13 protein-coding genes are annotated in these 17,960 nt (G+C 66.9%); 7 read left to right on the top strand and 6 right to left on the bottom strand.

What is annotated here, in order from left to right; all coding sequences use genetic code 11:
• Nucleotides 1-13 precede the first annotated feature (13 nt).
• Nucleotides 14-1,204 carry a hypothetical protein gene (locus DL891_RS00880; protein ID WP_111718528.1) on the bottom strand — a complete coding sequence of 397 codons (1,191 nt, stop codon included), beginning with the start codon at nucleotides 1,202-1,204 and terminating at the stop codon, nucleotides 14-16.
• 54 nt (nucleotides 1,205-1,258) lie between these two features.
• A complete protein-coding gene (locus DL891_RS00875) occupies nucleotides 1,259-2,656 on the bottom strand; it encodes an O-antigen ligase (RefSeq protein WP_111718527.1) in 1,398 nt (465 codons plus the stop codon).
• A gap of 342 nt (nucleotides 2,657-2,998) precedes the next feature.
• Here DL891_RS00875 and DL891_RS00870 point away from each other — a divergent pair, with 342 nt between their 5' ends.
• The 3 genes from DL891_RS00870 to DL891_RS00860 all read left to right on the top strand — a co-directional run bounded on the left by DL891_RS00870 (nucleotide 2,999) and on the right by DL891_RS00860 (nucleotide 8,218).
• Nucleotides 2,999-3,316 carry a WhiB family transcriptional regulator gene (locus DL891_RS00870; RefSeq protein ID WP_111718526.1) on the top strand — a complete coding sequence of 106 codons (318 nt, stop codon included), beginning with the start codon at nucleotides 2,999-3,001 and terminating at the stop codon, nucleotides 3,314-3,316.
• A gap of 94 nt (nucleotides 3,317-3,410) precedes the next feature.
• The gene (locus DL891_RS00865) at nucleotides 3,411-6,785 is read left to right on the top strand and encodes a glycosyltransferase (RefSeq protein WP_111718525.1); all 3,375 of its coding nucleotides are present in this window, start codon (nucleotides 3,411-3,413) and stop codon (nucleotides 6,783-6,785) included.
• Entirely contained in the window at nucleotides 6,782-8,218 is a 1,437-nt protein-coding gene (locus tag DL891_RS00860; protein WP_111718524.1) for a DUF5719 family protein, read from the top strand. The genes DL891_RS00865 and DL891_RS00860 overlap by 4 nt, the downstream gene beginning before the upstream one ends.
• 41 nt (nucleotides 8,219-8,259) lie before the next feature.
• On the opposite strand, the gene DL891_RS00855 is transcribed toward DL891_RS00860, so the two are convergent.
• Nucleotides 8,260-8,706 (bottom strand): metallopeptidase family protein, encoded by a 447-nt coding sequence (locus tag DL891_RS00855; RefSeq protein ID WP_111718523.1) that lies wholly within the window; start codon nucleotides 8,704-8,706, stop codon nucleotides 8,260-8,262.
• Nucleotides 8,707-8,748: 42 nt separating this feature from the next.
• On the opposite strand from DL891_RS00855, the gene DL891_RS00850 reads away from it, so the two are divergent.
• The gene (locus DL891_RS00850; protein WP_111718522.1) at nucleotides 8,749-8,970 is read left to right on the top strand and encodes a DUF3499 family protein; all 222 of its coding nucleotides are present in this window, start codon (nucleotides 8,749-8,751) and stop codon (nucleotides 8,968-8,970) included.
• Nucleotides 8,967-10,418, top strand: a complete 1,452-nt coding sequence (locus DL891_RS00845; protein WP_111718521.1) for a phosphomannomutase/phosphoglucomutase — start codon at nucleotides 8,967-8,969, stop codon at nucleotides 10,416-10,418. Before DL891_RS00850 ends, DL891_RS00845 begins: the two co-directional genes overlap by 4 nt.
• Before the next feature lie 6 nt (nucleotides 10,419-10,424).
• Here the strand turns inward: DL891_RS00845 and DL891_RS00840 are convergent, their stop codons facing one another.
• Complete coding sequence (locus tag DL891_RS00840) at nucleotides 10,425-11,288, bottom strand: RDD family protein (protein ID WP_232818935.1); 864 nt, start codon at nucleotides 11,286-11,288, stop codon at nucleotides 10,425-10,427.
• Between the two features lie 17 nt (nucleotides 11,289-11,305).
• On the opposite strand from DL891_RS00840, the gene DL891_RS00835 reads away from it, so the two are divergent.
• Nucleotides 11,306-12,301: a stage II sporulation protein M gene (locus DL891_RS00835; protein ID WP_111718520.1), complete on the top strand. Its 996-nt coding sequence runs from the start codon at nucleotides 11,306-11,308 to the stop codon at nucleotides 12,299-12,301.
• A 64-nt stretch (nucleotides 12,302-12,365) separates the two neighbouring features.
• Nucleotides 12,366-13,748, top strand: a complete 1,383-nt coding sequence (locus DL891_RS00830) for an MFS transporter (RefSeq protein ID WP_111718519.1) — start codon at nucleotides 12,366-12,368, stop codon at nucleotides 13,746-13,748.
• Nucleotides 13,749-13,802: 54 nt separating this feature from the next.
• Here DL891_RS00830 and treS read toward each other — a convergent pair whose 3' ends face one another.
• Nucleotides 13,803-16,076: a maltose alpha-D-glucosyltransferase gene (treS, locus tag DL891_RS00825; protein WP_111718518.1), complete on the bottom strand. Its 2,274-nt coding sequence runs from the start codon at nucleotides 16,074-16,076 to the stop codon at nucleotides 13,803-13,805.
• Nucleotides 16,073-17,935, bottom strand: coding sequence for a malto-oligosyltrehalose trehalohydrolase (gene treZ, locus DL891_RS00820; RefSeq protein ID WP_111718517.1), 1,863 nt, complete (start codon nucleotides 17,933-17,935; stop codon nucleotides 16,073-16,075). Before treZ ends, treS begins: the two co-directional genes overlap by 4 nt.
• Nucleotides 17,936-17,960 lie beyond the last annotated feature (25 nt).

Here is a 17,960-nt window from a genome sequence, read left to right as displayed (position 1 = left end):
CGGCGACGCGCAGTCAGGACGTGATGACGACGTCCAGCTTCGACTTGGTGGCGAACGTGATCAGCCAGATTCCACCGGCGATGGCGATCAGCAGCCCCCCCGTCAGGCTCGCCACCAGCAGCAGAATCACCACGAGCAGCGCGAGCAGCGCCGAGGTCTGATACCGCATGCGTTCGTTCGGCCGCACCTGTGCGCGGTCCACCGCCCGGAACCAGGCGCGCCACAGCGATGATATGAACACCATTGCGAGCAGCACCACTCCGAGCACATCCAATTGGCCCCAGATGCCGGGCCAACTCGGTGCGCTACTCGCCTGGCTGGGAGCGCCGAAGGGGTGCTCGAAATATGCCGTGATCTCCGGGGTGAACACGATGGCTGCGGCGACCCCGACCGCCACCACGATGGTCATCACCAAGTAGACCGGCAACCGGCCGGCCGGCCCTGCGGTACGGCCCCAGATCGCGAATCCAAAGGTGACAGCGACAACTCCCAGCCCGACGATTGCGGCCGGAGAGCGGGTGAGAACAAGCGTGATGACCGCCAGAACGATCCAGACGATCAACCAGAACCTTCGTGTGGGTCGCTGCAGTCGCCACGACGAGGATCCGAGACGGATCGACCAGACGATCAGGGCGAAAAGTGCCGTCAGTGGCAGCAGTTCGAGCCCAGTGGCGCCGAGGATCGGCCCACCCGAGAACAGGTTCGCTTCGGAGAGCATCGGCGCCGCCGCCCCGGACCCTGAGACACCGGTGAACAAAGCCGCGACCGGATGGCGCACGAAGATGGCGACCACCAACTCGAAGAGCAGCGACAACCCGATCGCCCAGCGCAGCCCGTGCTCCATGGCGCGCAGCAATTCGGGCCAGCTCAGGGCGAGGGCCAGGAACAAGCCGATGCACGTCACCGCGATGATGATGGCCACGCCGAACAGGGTGTCCTGGCTGCCCTGCCCGCCCGGAGGCCACAGGATCACCATCAGCAGGGCGTAGAGAACGAAGAGCCCGACCGCCTTCGGGGCGCCCCACCAGCGCATGTCCGGTTTGCTCTGGATGACCAGTCCGACGCACACGATCACAATGACGGCGGCCGCGGTGCCGAAGGCCCACCGACCGATCAGGTTCATCCAGGTGAGAGCCGTGAACGACATGAAGACGACGAAGGTCCCGAACACGTTGACCGCCAGTCGCGTCCTGCCCCAAGCCATGCCCTCAAGACTAAGCCCTCAGGCGAAGACGCCCCGGCGCCCCGGCGCCAGTTTTCAGGTGCGTTGCACTTCCCGGGAGTTGCGCTGGTAGATCTCGCGCACAGCCAGACCGAACTGTTTCGACGAACCGAATGGTGGCGCATCGGCCTTCACCGCGCACGCCAGAAGAACGAACAGCAACCAGTTGCCCTCGATCAGCAGGCGGCTCTCGGTGAGCGACTGGATGAGCAGGGCGGCCATCAGAAGCAGGGGCAGCAGCGTGATCGCGCTGAACGGGCGACGCCGGCCGTGCCGATCGACGGGGGACAAAGCGATGCGCCAAGCCCGTGCACCAGCGGTGACCGCCACGAACAGGGCGAGGAGCACACCGGCGAGCCCCAGTTGCAGCCAGACGTCGAGCAGCGCGTTGTGCGCCTGCAGGTAGGTGGTGCCATCGATGACGACGAGATTGTGAAACGGCTTCACCCAGGGCGCCCAGTATCCCACCCAGCCCCAGCCGAACATGGGCTGCTGGGAGGCAAGGGTCGTTACCTTCTCCCAGATCTCCATTCGCCCGGTCATGTCGTCGTCGCGGCCGACGATGGAGAAGAGAGTGGCCGAGTTGACCACGAAAGCGGCCAGGCCGACCAACAATACGAGGGCGCCGCCGGGGTAGAGGTAGCGGCGCCACGCGTCCGGAATGTGCCGCATCAACAGCACGACGGCGGCCAGCGCCGCGATCGTGAACAAGGCGATGGTCACCGTTGCCGAGCGGGTCAGGGCGAGGGTGAGAGCAGCGATGCCGAGCCACACGCCCGTGTTGCGGTGCAACGCCGGGCGCTCGAACCAGCGCACGGCCAGGGTGATGATGGCCAGCAGGGCGACGAATGCCAACAGGTTGCGGTTGGCCACGATCCCCTGAATGGGGCCGAGTGAGAACAGGTCACCGGTTGACCAGGCGAACGTCTCGGGGTGGGCGCCGGCGCGCATACCGACGGGCATCAACGGCCCGCGCACCACCACGGCCACGAACAGTTCGAACACCAGCGAGAGTCCGAGGATCCACTTCAGTGCGCTCCAGAGCGCATCCAGAAGCTGCTGCCAATCCAGCGTGACGGCGATGAGCACTCCGGCGACCGTCGGCATCCATTGCACCACCAGGCCGAGCAGCGTCGCGTCGCCGTACTTGGACCAGGTGAGCGAGGCGGCACACAGGCCGAGGAACAGGAGAAGCGGCACCGGAACGGCGGCGAGGCGCCCCGACTGGATGCGCGGCCCGAGCACGCTGACAGTGGCCAGGAACACCGCAAGGATGATGGCTGCGAACCCGGCCCACCCGGCGAGGTTGCGCAACGCCTGACCGGCGAACGTGACGAAGAAGACGAAGCCCGCGAGCTCCGCTGAGGAGAATCTCCGCAGGGAGGAATTGGTTTTTGAAATCATGACCCGCGCTGCGGGTAGCAGCTGTGCCATATTTCCAACGTATGCGCAGGAAGGCGTCCGTGCCGAATTCTGGCCTGTATTGTTACCGCATCTTCAGCTTCTACTCAGGTTCGCGGCGGGTGCCGCGGGTAAAAATTCAGGCACAGAGGTTCGGCAGAGACTACAAAACTCTGGCGACCCTCTCCGCCTGAATTTCTGATCAATATGAGCCCGCAGGTACCGAAATTTGCTGACGATCTCCCCATTCGGCGCGTCGCAACCTTCCAGAGCAGATTGAGGGTTTAGCATTTGCGGCTTGACTAACCGGTAACTACACCGGTGTAATTACTAGAAGCGAATTTTTAGCGAGAACCGAGTGGAAAGGGAAACACGATGTCAATACCAGAATATCGTGCGGGGGTTCCCGACAACTGGTTTGTGGATCCGGTTGACCTCGGTGTGCCGGGCGTGCGTCAGGCCCCGCGCGAAGATCCGCTTGCCTGGCAGGAGGATGCGCTGTGCGCGCAGACCGATCCTGAGGCCTTCTTCCCTGAAAAGGGAGGCTCCACCCGCGACGCCAAGAAGATCTGCGAAACGTGCGAAGTGAAGACGCAATGCCTCGAATACGCGTTGATGAACGACGAGAGATTTGGTATCTGGGGCGGACTCTCGGAGCGCGAGCGTCGCAAACTGCGGCGTCGCGCGGGCTGATCCACGCCCCCAATCCGGGGGTGAACGAACCCCAGATGCGGCGCACCGCACCTGATGTGCACGATGTGCCGGGACCGCGTTTAGGCTGACTGGAATGCAGCCACGAGTCACCGCCATCGTCGTCGCCCACGACGGAGCAGACCACCTCGAGCGCACCCTTGATGCGCTGGCCGCTCAGTCGCGCCCGGCCGACGAGGTCATCATCGTCACTGTCGGCTCGGGTGCCGAGACCACCGACATTGCGGCGAGGTTTGTGCCTGACCGGATCGTCTCGTCGAGCACGCCACTCAGCTTCGGTGCCGCGATCGCCCAAGCGGTGAGGGTTTCGGCTCCGCCCGCCTCCGATTCCGAATGGCTCTGGCTGCTCGCCCAGGACAGCGCACCCGACTCGGGCGCACTGGCGGCGTTGCTCGCCACGGTCGAGGTGGCCCCGTCAGTCGCCGTCGCCGGGCCCAAGCAGATGGACTGGCACGCCACCGACTACATTCGAGAGTTCGGCGAGACGGTGACCGCCACCGGTGCAACGGTCGCGCTGGTCGAGAATGAACTCGACCAGGCGCAACACGACGTGGCCAGCGATGTTCTGGCGGTCGGTGCCGGCGGAATGTTCGTGCGCCACACCCTGTGGAGTGAACTCGGCGGATTCGACCCCGGGCTCCCCGTCGTCGACGACGCGCTTGACTTCTGCATCCGGGTGAGGCTTGCGGGGCACCGTATCGTGGTGGTGCCCGACGCCCGTGTCCTCTCGGCCGGTGACGGTGTCGCCGGCCCGACCGGGTCTCGCCGGGCCAGAGCCCGACGCACCCGCATGCGGCAGAATCGTCGCGCCCAGTTGCACCGGCGCCTGGTGTACGCGCCCCTGCCAGCCGTTCCGTTGCACTGGTTGGCGCTCGTGCCCCTGGCGATCCTGCGTTCGCTGCTGTTCGTGCTGCGCAAACAACCGGGCGCGGTCGCGGGAGAGTTTCTCGCGGCGTTCGGTGCGGCATTCTCCGGGCTGCGTGTGCCACGTGCGCGTCGTGCCCTGGCGCGTACCAAGACCCTGGGCTGGTCGGCCATCGACGACCTGCGGATGCCGCCGGATCAGGTCCGGCAGCGGCGCGCCATCGAGCGCGACCAGGCCCGGGTGCGCCGCGATGGCAAACGCCAGCCGGTGCAGTTCTTCTCCACCGGCGGTGCGTGGACCGTGGCAGCCATGTTCGTGGTCGGTCTGGGTGTCTTCCTGCCGTTCATCGGCGCATCGTCGCTCGGCGGCGGCGGTCTGCTACCGCTGTCCGATCGGCCGGCCGAACTCTGGGGCCAGCTCGGTACCGGCTGGCGTGACGTCGGCCTCGGATTCGCCGGAGGTGCCGACCCCTTCAGCTACGTGCTCGCAGTGCTGGGTTCGATCACCTTCTGGTCCCCATCGTTGATCGTCACCCTCGTGTACCTTTCAGCACTTCCACTCGCGACGATGGGGGCATGGTTCCTCGCCAGCCGGTTCACCGAAAGAGGTGGGCTGCGCGCGTTTCTGGCTGTCATATATGCGCTCGCTCCCACGTTGATGATCGCGCTGGCCGACGGCCGACTGGCTGCGATCCTGGTGCATCTGCTGCTTCCCTGGCTCTTCTTCGCCGGAATGCGGGCGGCGCGCTCCTGGTCAGCGGCAGCCACCACGGGGCTGCTCGCGGCGGCGACCATTGCCTGCGCTCCCATCCTTTTCGTGGCGCTTGCTCTGATCTGGTTGGTCGCGGTGTTCTCGTCCGGGCGGCGCCTCGCACGCCTGATTGCCGTTGCCGTTCCCACCGTCGCACTGTTCGCGCCGCTGGTTCTCAGCCAGCTGCTCCAGCGCGACAACCCGATGGGGCTGCTCGCCGACCCCGGGCTGGTGATCGCCACCGCCGTGGCGCCGGCCGGGCAACTGCTCGCGGGCTTTCCCGGAACCGGCCTCGACAGTTGGTCCAACCTGCTCGCCGCCCTCAGCGTCGAGACGCCAGCCGGACTCGTGGTGGGCCTGCTCTTTGCGCCGTTGGCCGCGCTCGCCCTGGTCGCACTGTTCCTGCGGGGTTGGCGACGGGCGGCCATTGCGGTCAGTATCGGAATGGCCGGCTTCGCCACGGCGGTCGTCTCCGGTCAATTGTCCGTCAGCCTGCTCGGTGCGGATGCCACCCCGGTGTGGCCCGGTACCGGGCTGAGCCTTCTCTGGCTCGGCATCGGTTGCGCGGCCGTCATCGGTCTGGACGCCGTGCCCCGGGTTGCGCCTGTACCGGCAGTGGCCGCGTTGCTGGCGGCAGCTCTGGCCGTCAGCCCCGCCGCAATCGCAGTGTTGGCTGGAACAGCCGCGGTCACCCCGACGGCCGGGCGAACCCTGCCCGCCGTGGTCACTGCCGAGGCGCAGCTGCAGCCCCGACTGGGCACCATGGTGCTGATCGGCCAACCGGATGGAAGCCTCACCGTGCGGCTTGACCGTGGCGCAGGACGAACCCTCGACCGGGAATCGACGCTGCAGACGACCGACCCGTTTCTCAGCCCAGACGATGTGAAATTGGCGCAACTCGCGGCGAACCTCGCCTCCACCAGCGGCTTCGATGCCAGCACCCAGCTGTCTGAGTTGGCGATCGGGTTCGTTGTTCTGCAGAGCCCAGAGATCGCGGCGAGCCCACCGAGTCTGACACCGGTGCCGAAACTTGAGCTGGATTCGGAAGCCCCGGTGGAACCCGTACCGACCGCGGGACAAATCGTCGGCCGGGGTGATTCGGCCCTCGGCGAGGCCGGTGGTGACGTCTCCGCGCAGGACGCCGTGTTGCGCCGGGTCACGGCTGCCCTCGACGGCAACGCGGGGCTCGTTCCGATCGGTGAAACCGGGTTCGGCACGCTCTGGAGTCACCCGCTGACCACCAGCGAGACCCCGGCATCCATGCTGCCCGAGGCGGTGCCGCCGGGTGTCAGCCAATTGCTCTGGGCTCAGGTGATCGTGTTCGCGCTCATGTTCCTGCTGGCGGTGCCCACCGGCCCGGTGCGCGATTTCGATTCTCTCGCCGTGAATCCACGTCGACGCAGGCGGAGCGCGGCAAAACCGGGCAGGCGTGATGCCCGCGACCGCCGGCCGAAGCGTGACAAGCCACGCCTCGCCGCCGACAACCGGGGCGCCGCCGATCCGGCCGAGCCTCGGCCAGTTGAGCCAGAACCGGTTGAGCCAGAAGGGGTTGAGCCAGAACTGGTTGAGTCGGAACTGCTTGAGTCGGAACTGCTTGAGTCGGACGTGGTCGAGTCGGAACAGGACGAGCCGGAACAGGACGTGCCGGAACAGGTCGAGCCAGAACAGGTCGAGCCAGAAAGCGCTGGGCCGGAACAGGGCCATCCTCACCAAGCCGAGCCGGAACCCGAGCCTGCCGACGCCGATTGGCGTCAACGGATATCGGTGGGAGCCGGCACCGTGGAAGCGGCAGAGCATTCCGCCGAAGAGCAGGTCGAGAGCGGAGGCGAACGATGACGCGTGATCGAAGTATCTGGAAGATCGGCGCGCGCACACTGTTCGGGGCGCTCGCGACGACAGCGGTGGTGGCCTTCACCGCCGCCGCGCTCGTGACCCCCCTGCCAGAGGTTCGCCAGTCGGCGCCATCAACAGTGGTCACGCCACAGCCGGCGGCGCAGGAGCGCGTCTGCCCCGGGCCGTTGCTCACGATCGCAGCCAGTGCGACCGATGCAAACGCGGTTTCGCCCATCGGAGAAGCCGGTGTGGTCGCTGGAGCGCAGGATCCCGACCGCACAGTGGAGACCATGCCGCTCACGGGCGTCGATCCGGACGGTACAGCCGTCCCCACGGCGATCCGCGTTCCCGTCGACCCGGCCGAGGCGACCGCCCCGCTGCTCGCCGGCAGCCAGAGCCAGGCGCTGTCGGGAGATGAGCTCTCGGGGCTGGCCGCCACCGAGTGCCAGGAGGCAACACCCGAGAGCTGGCTGGTCGCCGGCTCCACCGATGTGGGCCGCACCACTCTGATCATGCTCATCAACCCGTCACCGGTTGCGGCAACCGTTGACATCCAGATCGCCGGAGCCGAGGGGCCGGTCGAGATCACGGGCGCCTCCGGCCTGATCGTCGAACCCGCGAGCCAGCGAGTGATCCCCCTTGCCGGGCTCGCCCCCGATGTCGAGTCCCCGGTGGTGCACATCACCAGCCGCGGGGGAAAGATCGCGGCCTGGTTGCAGCACAGCGTGGTTCGTGGGCTCAGGCCGGGGGGGATCGAGCTCGTCGGGCATGCGGCCTGGCCGGCCGGCAGGCAGGTGATCCCCGGGGTTCACGTGGTTCAGAATGCCTCAGGCATCTCCAATGACACCGGCAGAACCCTGAATGACGCCGAACCCATACTTCGCGTGCACAGCGTGAGCGACCAGGACGGGGACCTGATGGTTCGCATCCTCAGCGAGCAGACCGGCCAGGGCACCGTCCTCAACGCCCGTGTGGCCGCCGGTGCGGTGGCCGACCTGCCGATCGAGGATCTTCAGGCCGGCACCTACACGGTGGTGGTCGAGGCGTCATCCCCGATCGTCGCGGCGGTGCGGGGAAACACGAGTGGCGACGCCGCGCTCGACTTCGCGTGGTTCCAGGCCGGCGAGGCACTGGCCGAGTCCTTCCTCGTCGAGGTTCCGGCCGGGCCCCAGCCCCGATTGCATGTTGCCAATCAGGGCGACCAGAATGCCGAAGTGACCCTCACTCCGATCAAGGCCCCCGGCAGCGAGGTGGCCCTCACGGTGAACGCCGGTGCGAGCGTATCGACCAACGTTGCGGCCGGTGGACAGTATCTCGTGACCGGGCCGGCCGGGTTGTACGCCTCGGTCAGTTACCTGGGCGACGGAATGTCGTCGTCGTTCCCGATCAGTGCGATCAGTCCACTTGCCACACCGATCACGGTCTACCGCGGTTAGCGGTTCAGCCGTTCCACGCCGGCGCGGGCCCGGTCAGCAGCTCAGTGGTGAAAGCCGCCGGGCGCCAGATCCCAGGGGTCCTTGCCCATCAGCTCTGCAACCGCCCGGAAGACACAACTCTCGATCATCATCCGTTGGTGGAACTCATCGTTCCGATGCAACTTGCTGAGGCGCTGGATCGGCAAGCGATAGAGCACCACCCGGTCGTGCTCACGGTCGACCCGCCAGCGTTCCACTCCGTCGCCGCCCACCGCCCCGTCGGGGTAGGCGCCGATCTCGAAGTGCACGTGCGCGAGCTCATCCGCCCACATGCCGCGCAGGTACTCCACAGTGGAGGCAACGGTCATGTCGAACACGTCGATCCGCCCGCGCAACATCGGCAGGTGGGGGCCGGTGACAGAACCGCGAAGCCCGCGGCCGTGCCGGTCTCGGAAGGCCCCACGCACGGTTCGGCTGGGTGAGGAGAACCTGGAACGGGATCGGGGCATGTCGCCATCTTAAGCGACCGGGCAGCTAGTAGTCTGGCAACGATGTTCTCCAGGCCCTGTTCCCGAGTGGCGTGCCCGCGCGATGCCGTGGCCACGCTCACTTTCGACTATGACGATTCCATGGCGGTACTCGGGCCTTTGAGCACATCAGCAGAGCCGCATAGTTACGATCTCTGCGAAAGGCATGCAGAACGCACCTCCGCACCCGAGGGCTGGCATCTGGTGCGCCACACCGTGGCCGGCCAGATAGGTTTTGGGACATGACTCCTGCACGCGCCACCGTCGTCGACCAGCTGAACGCCATTGTCAAGACCTATGACGTGCGCGGCATCGTTGATGAGACACTGACCGATGAGATCGTCAGTGCGCTCGGCGCCGCGTTCGTCGATGAGTTGGAGGCGCTGGGTTCGGAGATCGCCGTCGGCCACGACATGCGGGACTCCTCACCGCGCTTTGCCGAGGCGTTTGCTGCCGGCGCCCGTCGGCGCGGCGCCGATGTCATCATGCTTGGACTCTGCTCCACCGACGAGACCTACTTCGCCTCAGGTCACCTCGACGTGCCCGCGGTGATGTTCACCGCCAGCCACAACCCGGCCAGCTACAACGGGATCAAGTTCTCTCGCTCCGGTGCACGCGGCATCAGCTCGGAAACCGGGTTGACCGAGATCCGTGACCGTGCGGCCGCGTATCTGACCGCGGGCACTGCAGGGGGCGTCGGCGCCGATTTCATCCCTGCGGTCGCCGACCAGGGAGAGGTGCGGCAACTGGACGTGTTGGCCGGGTACGCGCAGAAGCTCCGCTCACTGGTCGACCTGTCAGATATTCGCCCGATCCGAGTCGTCGTGGATGCCGGCAACGGGATGGGCGGGCTCACGGTGCCGGCGGTGCTGGGCACCGCCGCCGGATTGCCCGAGTTGCCGGTCACAGTGATCCCGCTGTATTTCGAGTTGGACGGCTCTTTTCCGAACCATGAGGCCAACCCGTTGGAGCCGGCCAACCTCGTCGATCTGCAACGTGCCGTCGTGCACCACGGCGCCGACCTGGGTCTGGCGTTCGACGGGGATGCCGACCGCTGTTTCGTCGTCGACGAAAAGGGAAACCCGATGAATCCGTCGGCGGTTACGGCCGTGGTGGCGTTGCGCGAGATCACCCGGGTGGCCGGTACCGAACCCGAAACCGTGGTGTTGCACAATCTGATCACCTCCAGGATCGTCGAAGAGACCATCACCGCAGCGGGCGCCGTCGCGGTGCGAACCCGGGTCGGACACTCGCTGATCAAGGACAAGATGCGCGAGACCGGCGCTGTATTCGGCGGTGAACACTCCGCCCACTACTACTTCCGGGATTTCTGGGGCGCGGACAACGGTATGCTCGCCGCGATGCACGTGCTCGCGGAGTTCGGACACCAGGACCGGCCGCTGTCGGAGATGTCGACCAGGTTCACCCCCTACGCGCTCTCCGGCGAGATCAACTCGACCGTGACAGACGTGCCCGCGGCCTACGAGCGCATCGTGACCACGTTCACCGGCATGGCCGAATTCGACGAACTCGATGGCTTGACCGTGACCGGGCTGTCCGGGGATGAGCCGTTCTGGTGGTTCAACGTCAGGCCGTCGAACACCGAGCCACTGCTTCGACTGAACGTCGAGGCAGAGACCACACAGGTGATGGTACGCGTGCGTGACCAGGTGCTCGACCTCATTCGCGGCTGAGGCTGTCTACCTGCCGCGCAGAGGGAACCCATGCGGCGTTCCGGTGAGTGCGGGTTGCAACCGGCCGAGGCGTTCCGCCTCGAGCAGCAGGGACGCGTAGTCGCGCTGGCGCCTCATCGCCGACACGCCCGCCAGAAAGTCCTCGGCGGCAACTTGGGGGATGGGGGAGACGTACTGCGCCACCTCGGCCGCGAGTTGGTGGGCGAGTTCAGCCCGTGCGAACGACGTCATTCCTGCGGACTGCTTCACGTATTGGGTCACCCGGCGAGCCAGCGGGTCGGGCATCCGGGCAACGTCCGCCACCGGTGCCCAGTCGGTCAGCGACTCGGGCAGCCCGTAGACCGGTTCCACCACGTGCGGCACCCGCTCGTGTTGGCTGTACGTGCCCGCGAGCAGATCGCCCAGGCGTTTGGACTTGCCGTTCAACAGTGCGGTAAGCGCGGCCAGGCCGCCGAACGTGAGATAGATCTCGACCACGCCGGTCAGGGCACGGATGAACGCGTGCCTCGGTCCGATCGAGCCCCCGTCGTCGCGCACGATGCGCGCACCGATCGCGAGTTTCCCGAGGGATCGGCCCTGGCTGGCGGTCTCCACCGTCATGGGCACGATCACCAGGCAGAACACCAACAGGCCGACCAGCACCGCCTGGGCGAGCGCGTCATCGAACTGCCAGACGGTGGCGATGTTCAGCAGCAACCACGCCAGTAGGCCCAGCAGCAGAAGGTAGGCGGCCGCGTCGATCAGTGTTCCCGCCGTGCGCAGAATGAAGTTTGCCGGGCGCACGTCGAGCGCGACGGCTTCGCCGGTGACCAACTCTCGCTCGGTCGAATCGTCGACCAGCATGGCGTGGTCGAATCTTTCGGCAGTCATACGTATCATTTAAGCAGATGGACCTCGACGCTTACGCCACCGCCCGCCGCGATGAATGGGATCGCCTGCAGGTTCTCGGGCGCCAGCGGCGATTCACCGGCCCCGAGGCCGACGAGCTGATCGAGCGTTACCAGTCCGGTGCCGCCGACCTGTCGGCCATCAAGACCTCGGCCGGTTCGTCGGTGCACGGTGACCGGCTCTCGGTACTGCTCTCGCGTGCCCGATTGCGTTTCACCGGCGCGAGCGCCAACCTGCTGTCCCAGCTGCCCCGGTTCTTCATCGCGCAACTGCCGGCCGCGCTCTACCGCCTGCGTTGGATCACCCTCGCGGTGGCTGCGTTCACCGTGCTTGTCGCCTGGCTCTATGGGGCGTGGGCGTTTGGCGACCCGCAGGTGCTGGCGAACTTCGGATCGGACGCCGATTTCAAGAAGCTCGCCGAAGAGAAGTTCGTCGACTACTATTCCGAGAACCCGGCAGCCAGTTTCGCCGGTCAGGTGTGGACCAATAACGCCTGGATCGCCGCCCAGTGCGTCGCGTTTGGCGTCACCGGCGTCTACGTGCCGTACGTGCTCTTCCAGAACGCCCAAGGCATCGGAGTCTCCGCGGCGGTCATGTTCGCCCATGGCAAGGGCGACGTCTTCTTCCTGTACATCCTGCCGCACGGGTTGCTGGAACTCACCGCGGTCTTCGTGGCCGCCGCTGCGGGCCTGCGCATCTTCTGGGCCTGGGTCGCCCCCGGTGCGCGTGGCCGTGGCGAAGCGCTCGCAGAGGATGGCCGCGCCCTGTTCACGGTGGCCATCGGACTGGTGATCGTGCTGGGGGTCTCGGGCGTGATCGAGGGCTTCGTCACCCCGGCGCCGTGGCCGTGGCCGGTCAAGATCGGCATCGGCGTGCTGGCCCTGGCCGGCTTCTTGTTCTACATGCTGTTCTTCGGAGGCCGTGCTGTTCGGGCGGGCGAGACCGGCGACCTGGTTGAGTTCGAGGCGGGCGCGCGCACCATCACTGCGGGGTGAGCCCGGCCGACAGATCCCGCAGCGGGCGGCCCGGCGCGGCGGGATCGGCCAATAGGCTTGCGCCATGCCCGAATCGACTGCGGAGACCCGACAACCGGTGAGCAGCCCCGCAGTCGCAGCGCCTCGGAACGCTGGATCGCGACCGTCCCCATCGTTGTGGCGGCACCCCGGCTTCCTCAAGCTCTGGGCGGGCGAGACCACCAGCCAGTTCGGCTCCCAACTGACGTCTCTGGCGATTCCGGTGCTGGCGGTGTCTTTGCTGGGCGCGTCCGAGTTCGAGGTGGGGCTCTTGGGCGCGGCCGGAACCGCCGCCTTCCTGGTGATCGGGCTGCCCGCCGGCGCCTGGGTCGACCGGTGGTTGAAACGCCGGGTCATGATCGTCGCCGATCTGGTGCGCATGGTGACCCTCATGCTGATCCCGGCGCTCTGGGCCCTCGAGCTGCTGCAGATGTGGCACGTCTACTTGGTGGCCGCTGTGATCGGGTCGGCCACCGTCTTCTTCGACGTGTCGTACCAGAGCTACGTGCCGATACTGGTGGCGAAGAAACAGGTGTCCGAGGCGAACTCCAAACTGGAGGGCACCGCCCAGGTGGCCCGGATCGGCGGGCCCGCCGCCGCCGGCGGCCTGCTGCACGTCATGCTGGCTCCGATGCTGCTTTTCGGCACCGCGATCGGGTACCTGGTGTCGGCCGCGTTCCTCTGGCGCATTCGCGACACCGAACGCCTCGCCGACCCGGCCGAGCGCGACAGCCTGGCTCGGGAGATCGGCGAAGGGGTGGGCTTCGTCTGGCGGCACCCGCTGCTTCGGCGGATCACGGCCACCACGGCCGTCACCAACCTGTTCGGCACCATCACGGCGACCCTGGTGCCGATCCTGGTGCTGCGCGATCTCGACCTGGGTGCGGCGGGCCTCGGCATCATGATGAGTTTCGGGGCGGTCGGGGGCGTGACCGGCGCCCTGGCGACCCCGTGGCTCACCCGCCGAATCGGCGAGGGCACCGTGATCCCGCTCGCGGTCGTGGCCAGCGGGTTGCTTGCAGCGCTGGTACCGCTGTCGGCCGTTTTCCCCGCGGCCGCGCTGCCGCTTTTGATGGTGGCCGAATTCGGCCTCGGCTTCATGGTGCTCGTCTACAACATCACGCAGGTGAGCCTCAGGCAGCGGCTGTGCCCGACCCGCCTGTTGGGGCGCATGAACGCGTCCATCCGGTTCGTGGTCTGGGGTGTCATGCCGATCGCCGGCGTCGCCAGCGGCGTCCTCGGCCAGAGCCTCGGACTTCTGCCCACAATGTGGATCGGGGTCGCAGGCGGTGTGCTGGGCTCGGCGTTCGTGCTGTTCTCGCCGCTGATGGGTATGCGGGTACTGCCCGACGGCGAGGAGCCGGTGCAGGATGATCTGCCGCCCGAGGATCTGCAGCCCGAGGATCTGCAGTGGGAGAAGCCGGAGTAGGCGCAGCCGCGGGTGCCGGAGCGGCCGCGGCACGAGCCGCCCACGCCGGCACGGTCAGCTGCTGGTGGCTTCGCCCGTCTGGCTGAGCACGAGAAACATCCCGGCGTAGGGCTCCAGTTGCACAGAGAAGCTGTTGAGATCGTCGACAGGGCCCACCTCCTCGCCCGTCTCCACATCGGTGACGGTGCGACCGGGGATGAGGGCATCCGACCGCACGGTGCCCTCAACAGCCTCGCCGCTGAAATTCAGCACCGTGACCTGCAACTGGGCGTCGTCGTTGGCGGGATCGCCCTCGTCGAGCCGGTGCACCATGACCAGCATGCCGCGATGGGCGACCCCGGGGATGTCGATCTGGCTGGCGACGTCGATGCCCAGGCGCCCGCGAACCCGGAGGATGTGTTTCAGCTGGGATGCGAACGAATTCGGGTCGGCCAACTGGGTCGTCAGCGACCCGTACAGGGAACGCCCCCGGGGCATGCCGGAACTCGACATCGTGGCAGAGGGGTCGGCGTCGGTCAGGTCGTGGGCGCCGCGGTGGATCCAGCGAGTGTCGCCGCCGGCGATCAGATCGGCGACCTGGTCGGCCGGCAGTGGCAGCATGCCCAGCAGGTCCCAGGCGGAGAGCGCGAACACCCCGGGCTGCCAGGCGTTGAATTTGGCCAGCAGCAGGTGTGCCCGGCGGAGACGATCGATGTCGGCCTCGCCGATCGCGTCCAGTTCGGTGAATCCCTGCACGGCGGCGATCACCGATGCGGTGGTGCAGGCGATGCCGTTGGTGGTGAACACCCGGTTGTAGTCGGCAGCGGCACCGGTGAGCACGTCGACGAGGTCGGCGCGGATCGCGTCGGCCAGGTCGGCTCCGGTCAGCTCGGCGCCGCGGAACGCATAGGTGTCGGTGTGGTGGCGGTTGGCCCAGTGCACCAGCTCATAGGTGAGCTCGTCGTGGTTCTGCAGGGCGTGCACCAGACTGGCCGGCTCGACCCCGATCTGAAGCGAGGTGCGCAGGGTCAGCCGGAGAAACTCGGTGTCTGCGGTCGCCAGGGCGTGGTGATAGGCGGGGCGGTTGATGAAGTCGTAAGACAGGTCGGCGCCGACACGGCCGGTGTCGCGGATGTCCTCGATGCCCAGATTCAGTTCCTGAAAGGAGAATCCGCCCACCTTGCGCACCATGCTCGCGATCAGGTGGTTTGCGGCCTCTGACAGCGGGTGGCCCTCCGACCAGCCCGGCCCTTCCGCGCTCTTCTCCACGCCGAGAAACCCGTTCGCGTCCAGGCGCAGCGCGCTGGAGCCGAGGTCGCCGAGGGAGTGCAGGGCGTCTCCGATGACCAGCCGCATACCGGCGAAGGTCGGGTCGAGCCAGTTGATCGACGGTTGGCCCTGTTTGAAATAGTGCAGGTAGACCCAGCGGCGGGTTCGACCGTCGACCCCGACCACCGGCGCGGTCGCGCTCCAGTTCGTCTCCTTGACCCCCGGCGAATAGAAGATCACGCGCTGCAGTTCACCGATGATGAAGCCGCTCGCGGCCAACTTCGCCTCCGACGCGGCGTCGAGGTTGACGGCATCACGGCCGTCGGGCACATCGGGGAGCAGCGACCAGTCCTCCTCGGGAATCTCGACCATGTGGTAGATCCCCGGGTAGTCCTTGTACGCCATCTCGGCCAGCCGGAAGTCGGCACCCTTGCCGGTGTGGCCGGGAACGATATCGTCGATCACGCTGCCGCCATGGCTCTCGGCCGTGTCGCACAAGTGCCGGAACTCCTCCTCCGACCCGAATGCCGGGTCGATCTGAGTGCTGATCCGGTCGAAGTGTCCGTCGACGCTCGCCGTCTGGGCCCAGCCGGTGATTCCCCCGGCCTGTTTGACCGGGCCGGTGTGCACGGCGCTGATGCCGATCGCCTCGAACGCCTGCCAGAGCTCATCATTGCCCAATGCCTCCAGGTAGGACTGCCCGGGGCTGGTGATGAGCGAGATCGGGTAGGCCGTGAACCACACCGACGCCGACCGGATGGCGCGCCGGGCGTCCGGACGCGCGTAGGAGTTGCGCCACATGCTCGGCTGGCCCGAGAGTCCGCGGCCCAGCACGTCAGCATCCCCCAACATGGATTGGCGTTTCAGCCATTCGACATACGACGGGTTCGAAGCACCGACCGAGCGTGGGTCGATGAACGAGCGACGGATACCGCTCGCCCTCAACTGGGCGCGGGGCCGCAGCCGACGTGGGCGTGCCGGGTAGCGCACGTCGTCATAGCTGAGTTCCTCAGGCTCGCTCTCATCTCCCGTTTGGTTCTCGTCGGGCGTTTCGGCTGCGGTGGCGTCGAATTCGGTCATGTTGACAGTCTTCCGTGATTTCTCTTCGTTGGCTTCCCCCGGCCGCTGATTGCGTCTTCGGTGAGGCCCATCACGACCAGACTGTGGCCGCCGAGATGCAGGCCGTCGTTGCCGTGCGTGTAACCGCCGAATGACAGCAGTGTGCTCGCGTCGGACTGCCCGGACACGGAGCCAATCGTCACCGCAACAGGCGCGAAGTTGACGGCCAGCGCCGTGTGGCTGCGCCGCAGCACCAGCGCACGGTCGACCAGTTCGACGTGAATGGTCGCGAACTGTGGATCCGTGAGGTCGGCCCGTTCCCGGCGCAACCTGACCAGATCGCGGTAGAGGCTGAGAAGGCGGGCGTGGCGCCCGCGGGCAGGCTCGGCCCAATCAAGGATCGAGCGCGTGAACGTCGCCGGGTCCTGCGGGTTGGGCACCGACGACTCGTCCCAACCCATGCGCGCGAACTCGGCGATGCGGCCACGAGCGGTGGCCTCGCCGAGGTCGGTCTCCGGGTGCGAGGTGAAGAACTGCCACGGTGTGGAAGCCGCCCACTCCTCACCCATGAACAGCATCGGCGTGTTGGGCCCGAGCAGGGTCAGCGCGGCCGCAATGGCGAGTTGGCCGTCGTTCAAGGTGGCCGTGAGGCGATCGCCGGCGGCACGGTTGCCGATCTGGTCGTGGTCCTGGCTGAAGACGACCAGTCGTGACGGGTCGATTGCCACTGTGTCTATCGGTCGGCCGTGATGCCGGCGCCGGAAGGATGAGTATGTGCCGTCGTGGAAGAAACCGGATCTCAGTACTTTCTCAAGGGCCCCCGGATGCGAGAAGTCTTCGTAGTAGCCGCTCACCTCACCGGTCAGGGCGACGTGGAGAGCGTGGTGGAAGTCATCGCTCCACTGGGCATCGAGCCCCGCGCCACCGGCTTCGCGCGCGGTGATCAGCTTCGGATCGTTCCGATCGGATTCCGCGATCAGAATCAACTCGCGGCCGAGGTGACTGGCCAGGGAGTGGACCCGGGAGGCCAGTTCTTCCAGGATGGGGGTCGCCCGTTGGTCGACCAGGGCGTGCACGGCATCCAGCCGCAGCCCATCGGCGTGGAAGTCACGCAACCACATCAGCGCGTTGTCGATGACGAACCCGCGCACCTCGTCCGAGCCGGGCCCGTCCAGGTTCACCGAACTGCCCCAGGTGTTCGCGCTGTCGGCGTGCAGGTAGGGGCCGAACTGGGGCAGATAGTTTCCACTGGGGCCGAGGTGGTTGTAGACGACATCCTGGATGACCCCGATACCGGCACCGTGGCAGGCATCCACGAACCGCTGGTATGCGTCTGGGCCGCCGTACGGTTCGTGCACGGCGTACCAGAGCACACCGTCGTAGCCCCAGTTGTGTACGCCGTTGAAGGCATTCACCGGCAGCAGTTCGACGAAGTCGACACCGAGGGAGAGCAGATGCTCCAGCTTTCCGGCGGCGGCGTCCAGGGTGCCCTCGGGGGTGAACGTTCCGATGTGCAGTTCGTAGATCACCGCGCCGGCCAGTGGCCGACCCCGCCAGGCTTGGTCGCTCCACGCGAATGCTGACGGGTCAAAGCGGCGGGAGGGGCCGTGCACCCCGGCTGGTTGTCTTCGGGAACGCGGGTCAGGGAACGGGCCCTGGCCGTCGACGACGAAACCGTAGTCCACGGGGCCGGCCGGTCCCTGGCCGGTCCACCAGCCGGTGTCCACGTTCTGGCGCAGCGAGTAGCGCGTCTCACCGAGCGCGAGTTCGACGGTGTGGGCATCCGGGGCCCAGACGCTGAATTCCTGGTTGTCTCGGTTGTCTCGGTTGTCTCGGTTGCCCTGGTCGTCGTGGCCCTCCGGGGCGGGCGGGGTCGTCATTGGCGCCTCCTGGTTGGAATGGGGC

This window comes from Homoserinimonas sp. OAct 916, assembly GCF_003260275.1.
In the GTDB taxonomy this organism is placed as follows: Bacteria; Actinomycetota; Actinomycetes; order Actinomycetales; family Microbacteriaceae; genus OACT-916.
This window is presented reverse-complemented; position numbering and strand designations above follow the sequence as displayed.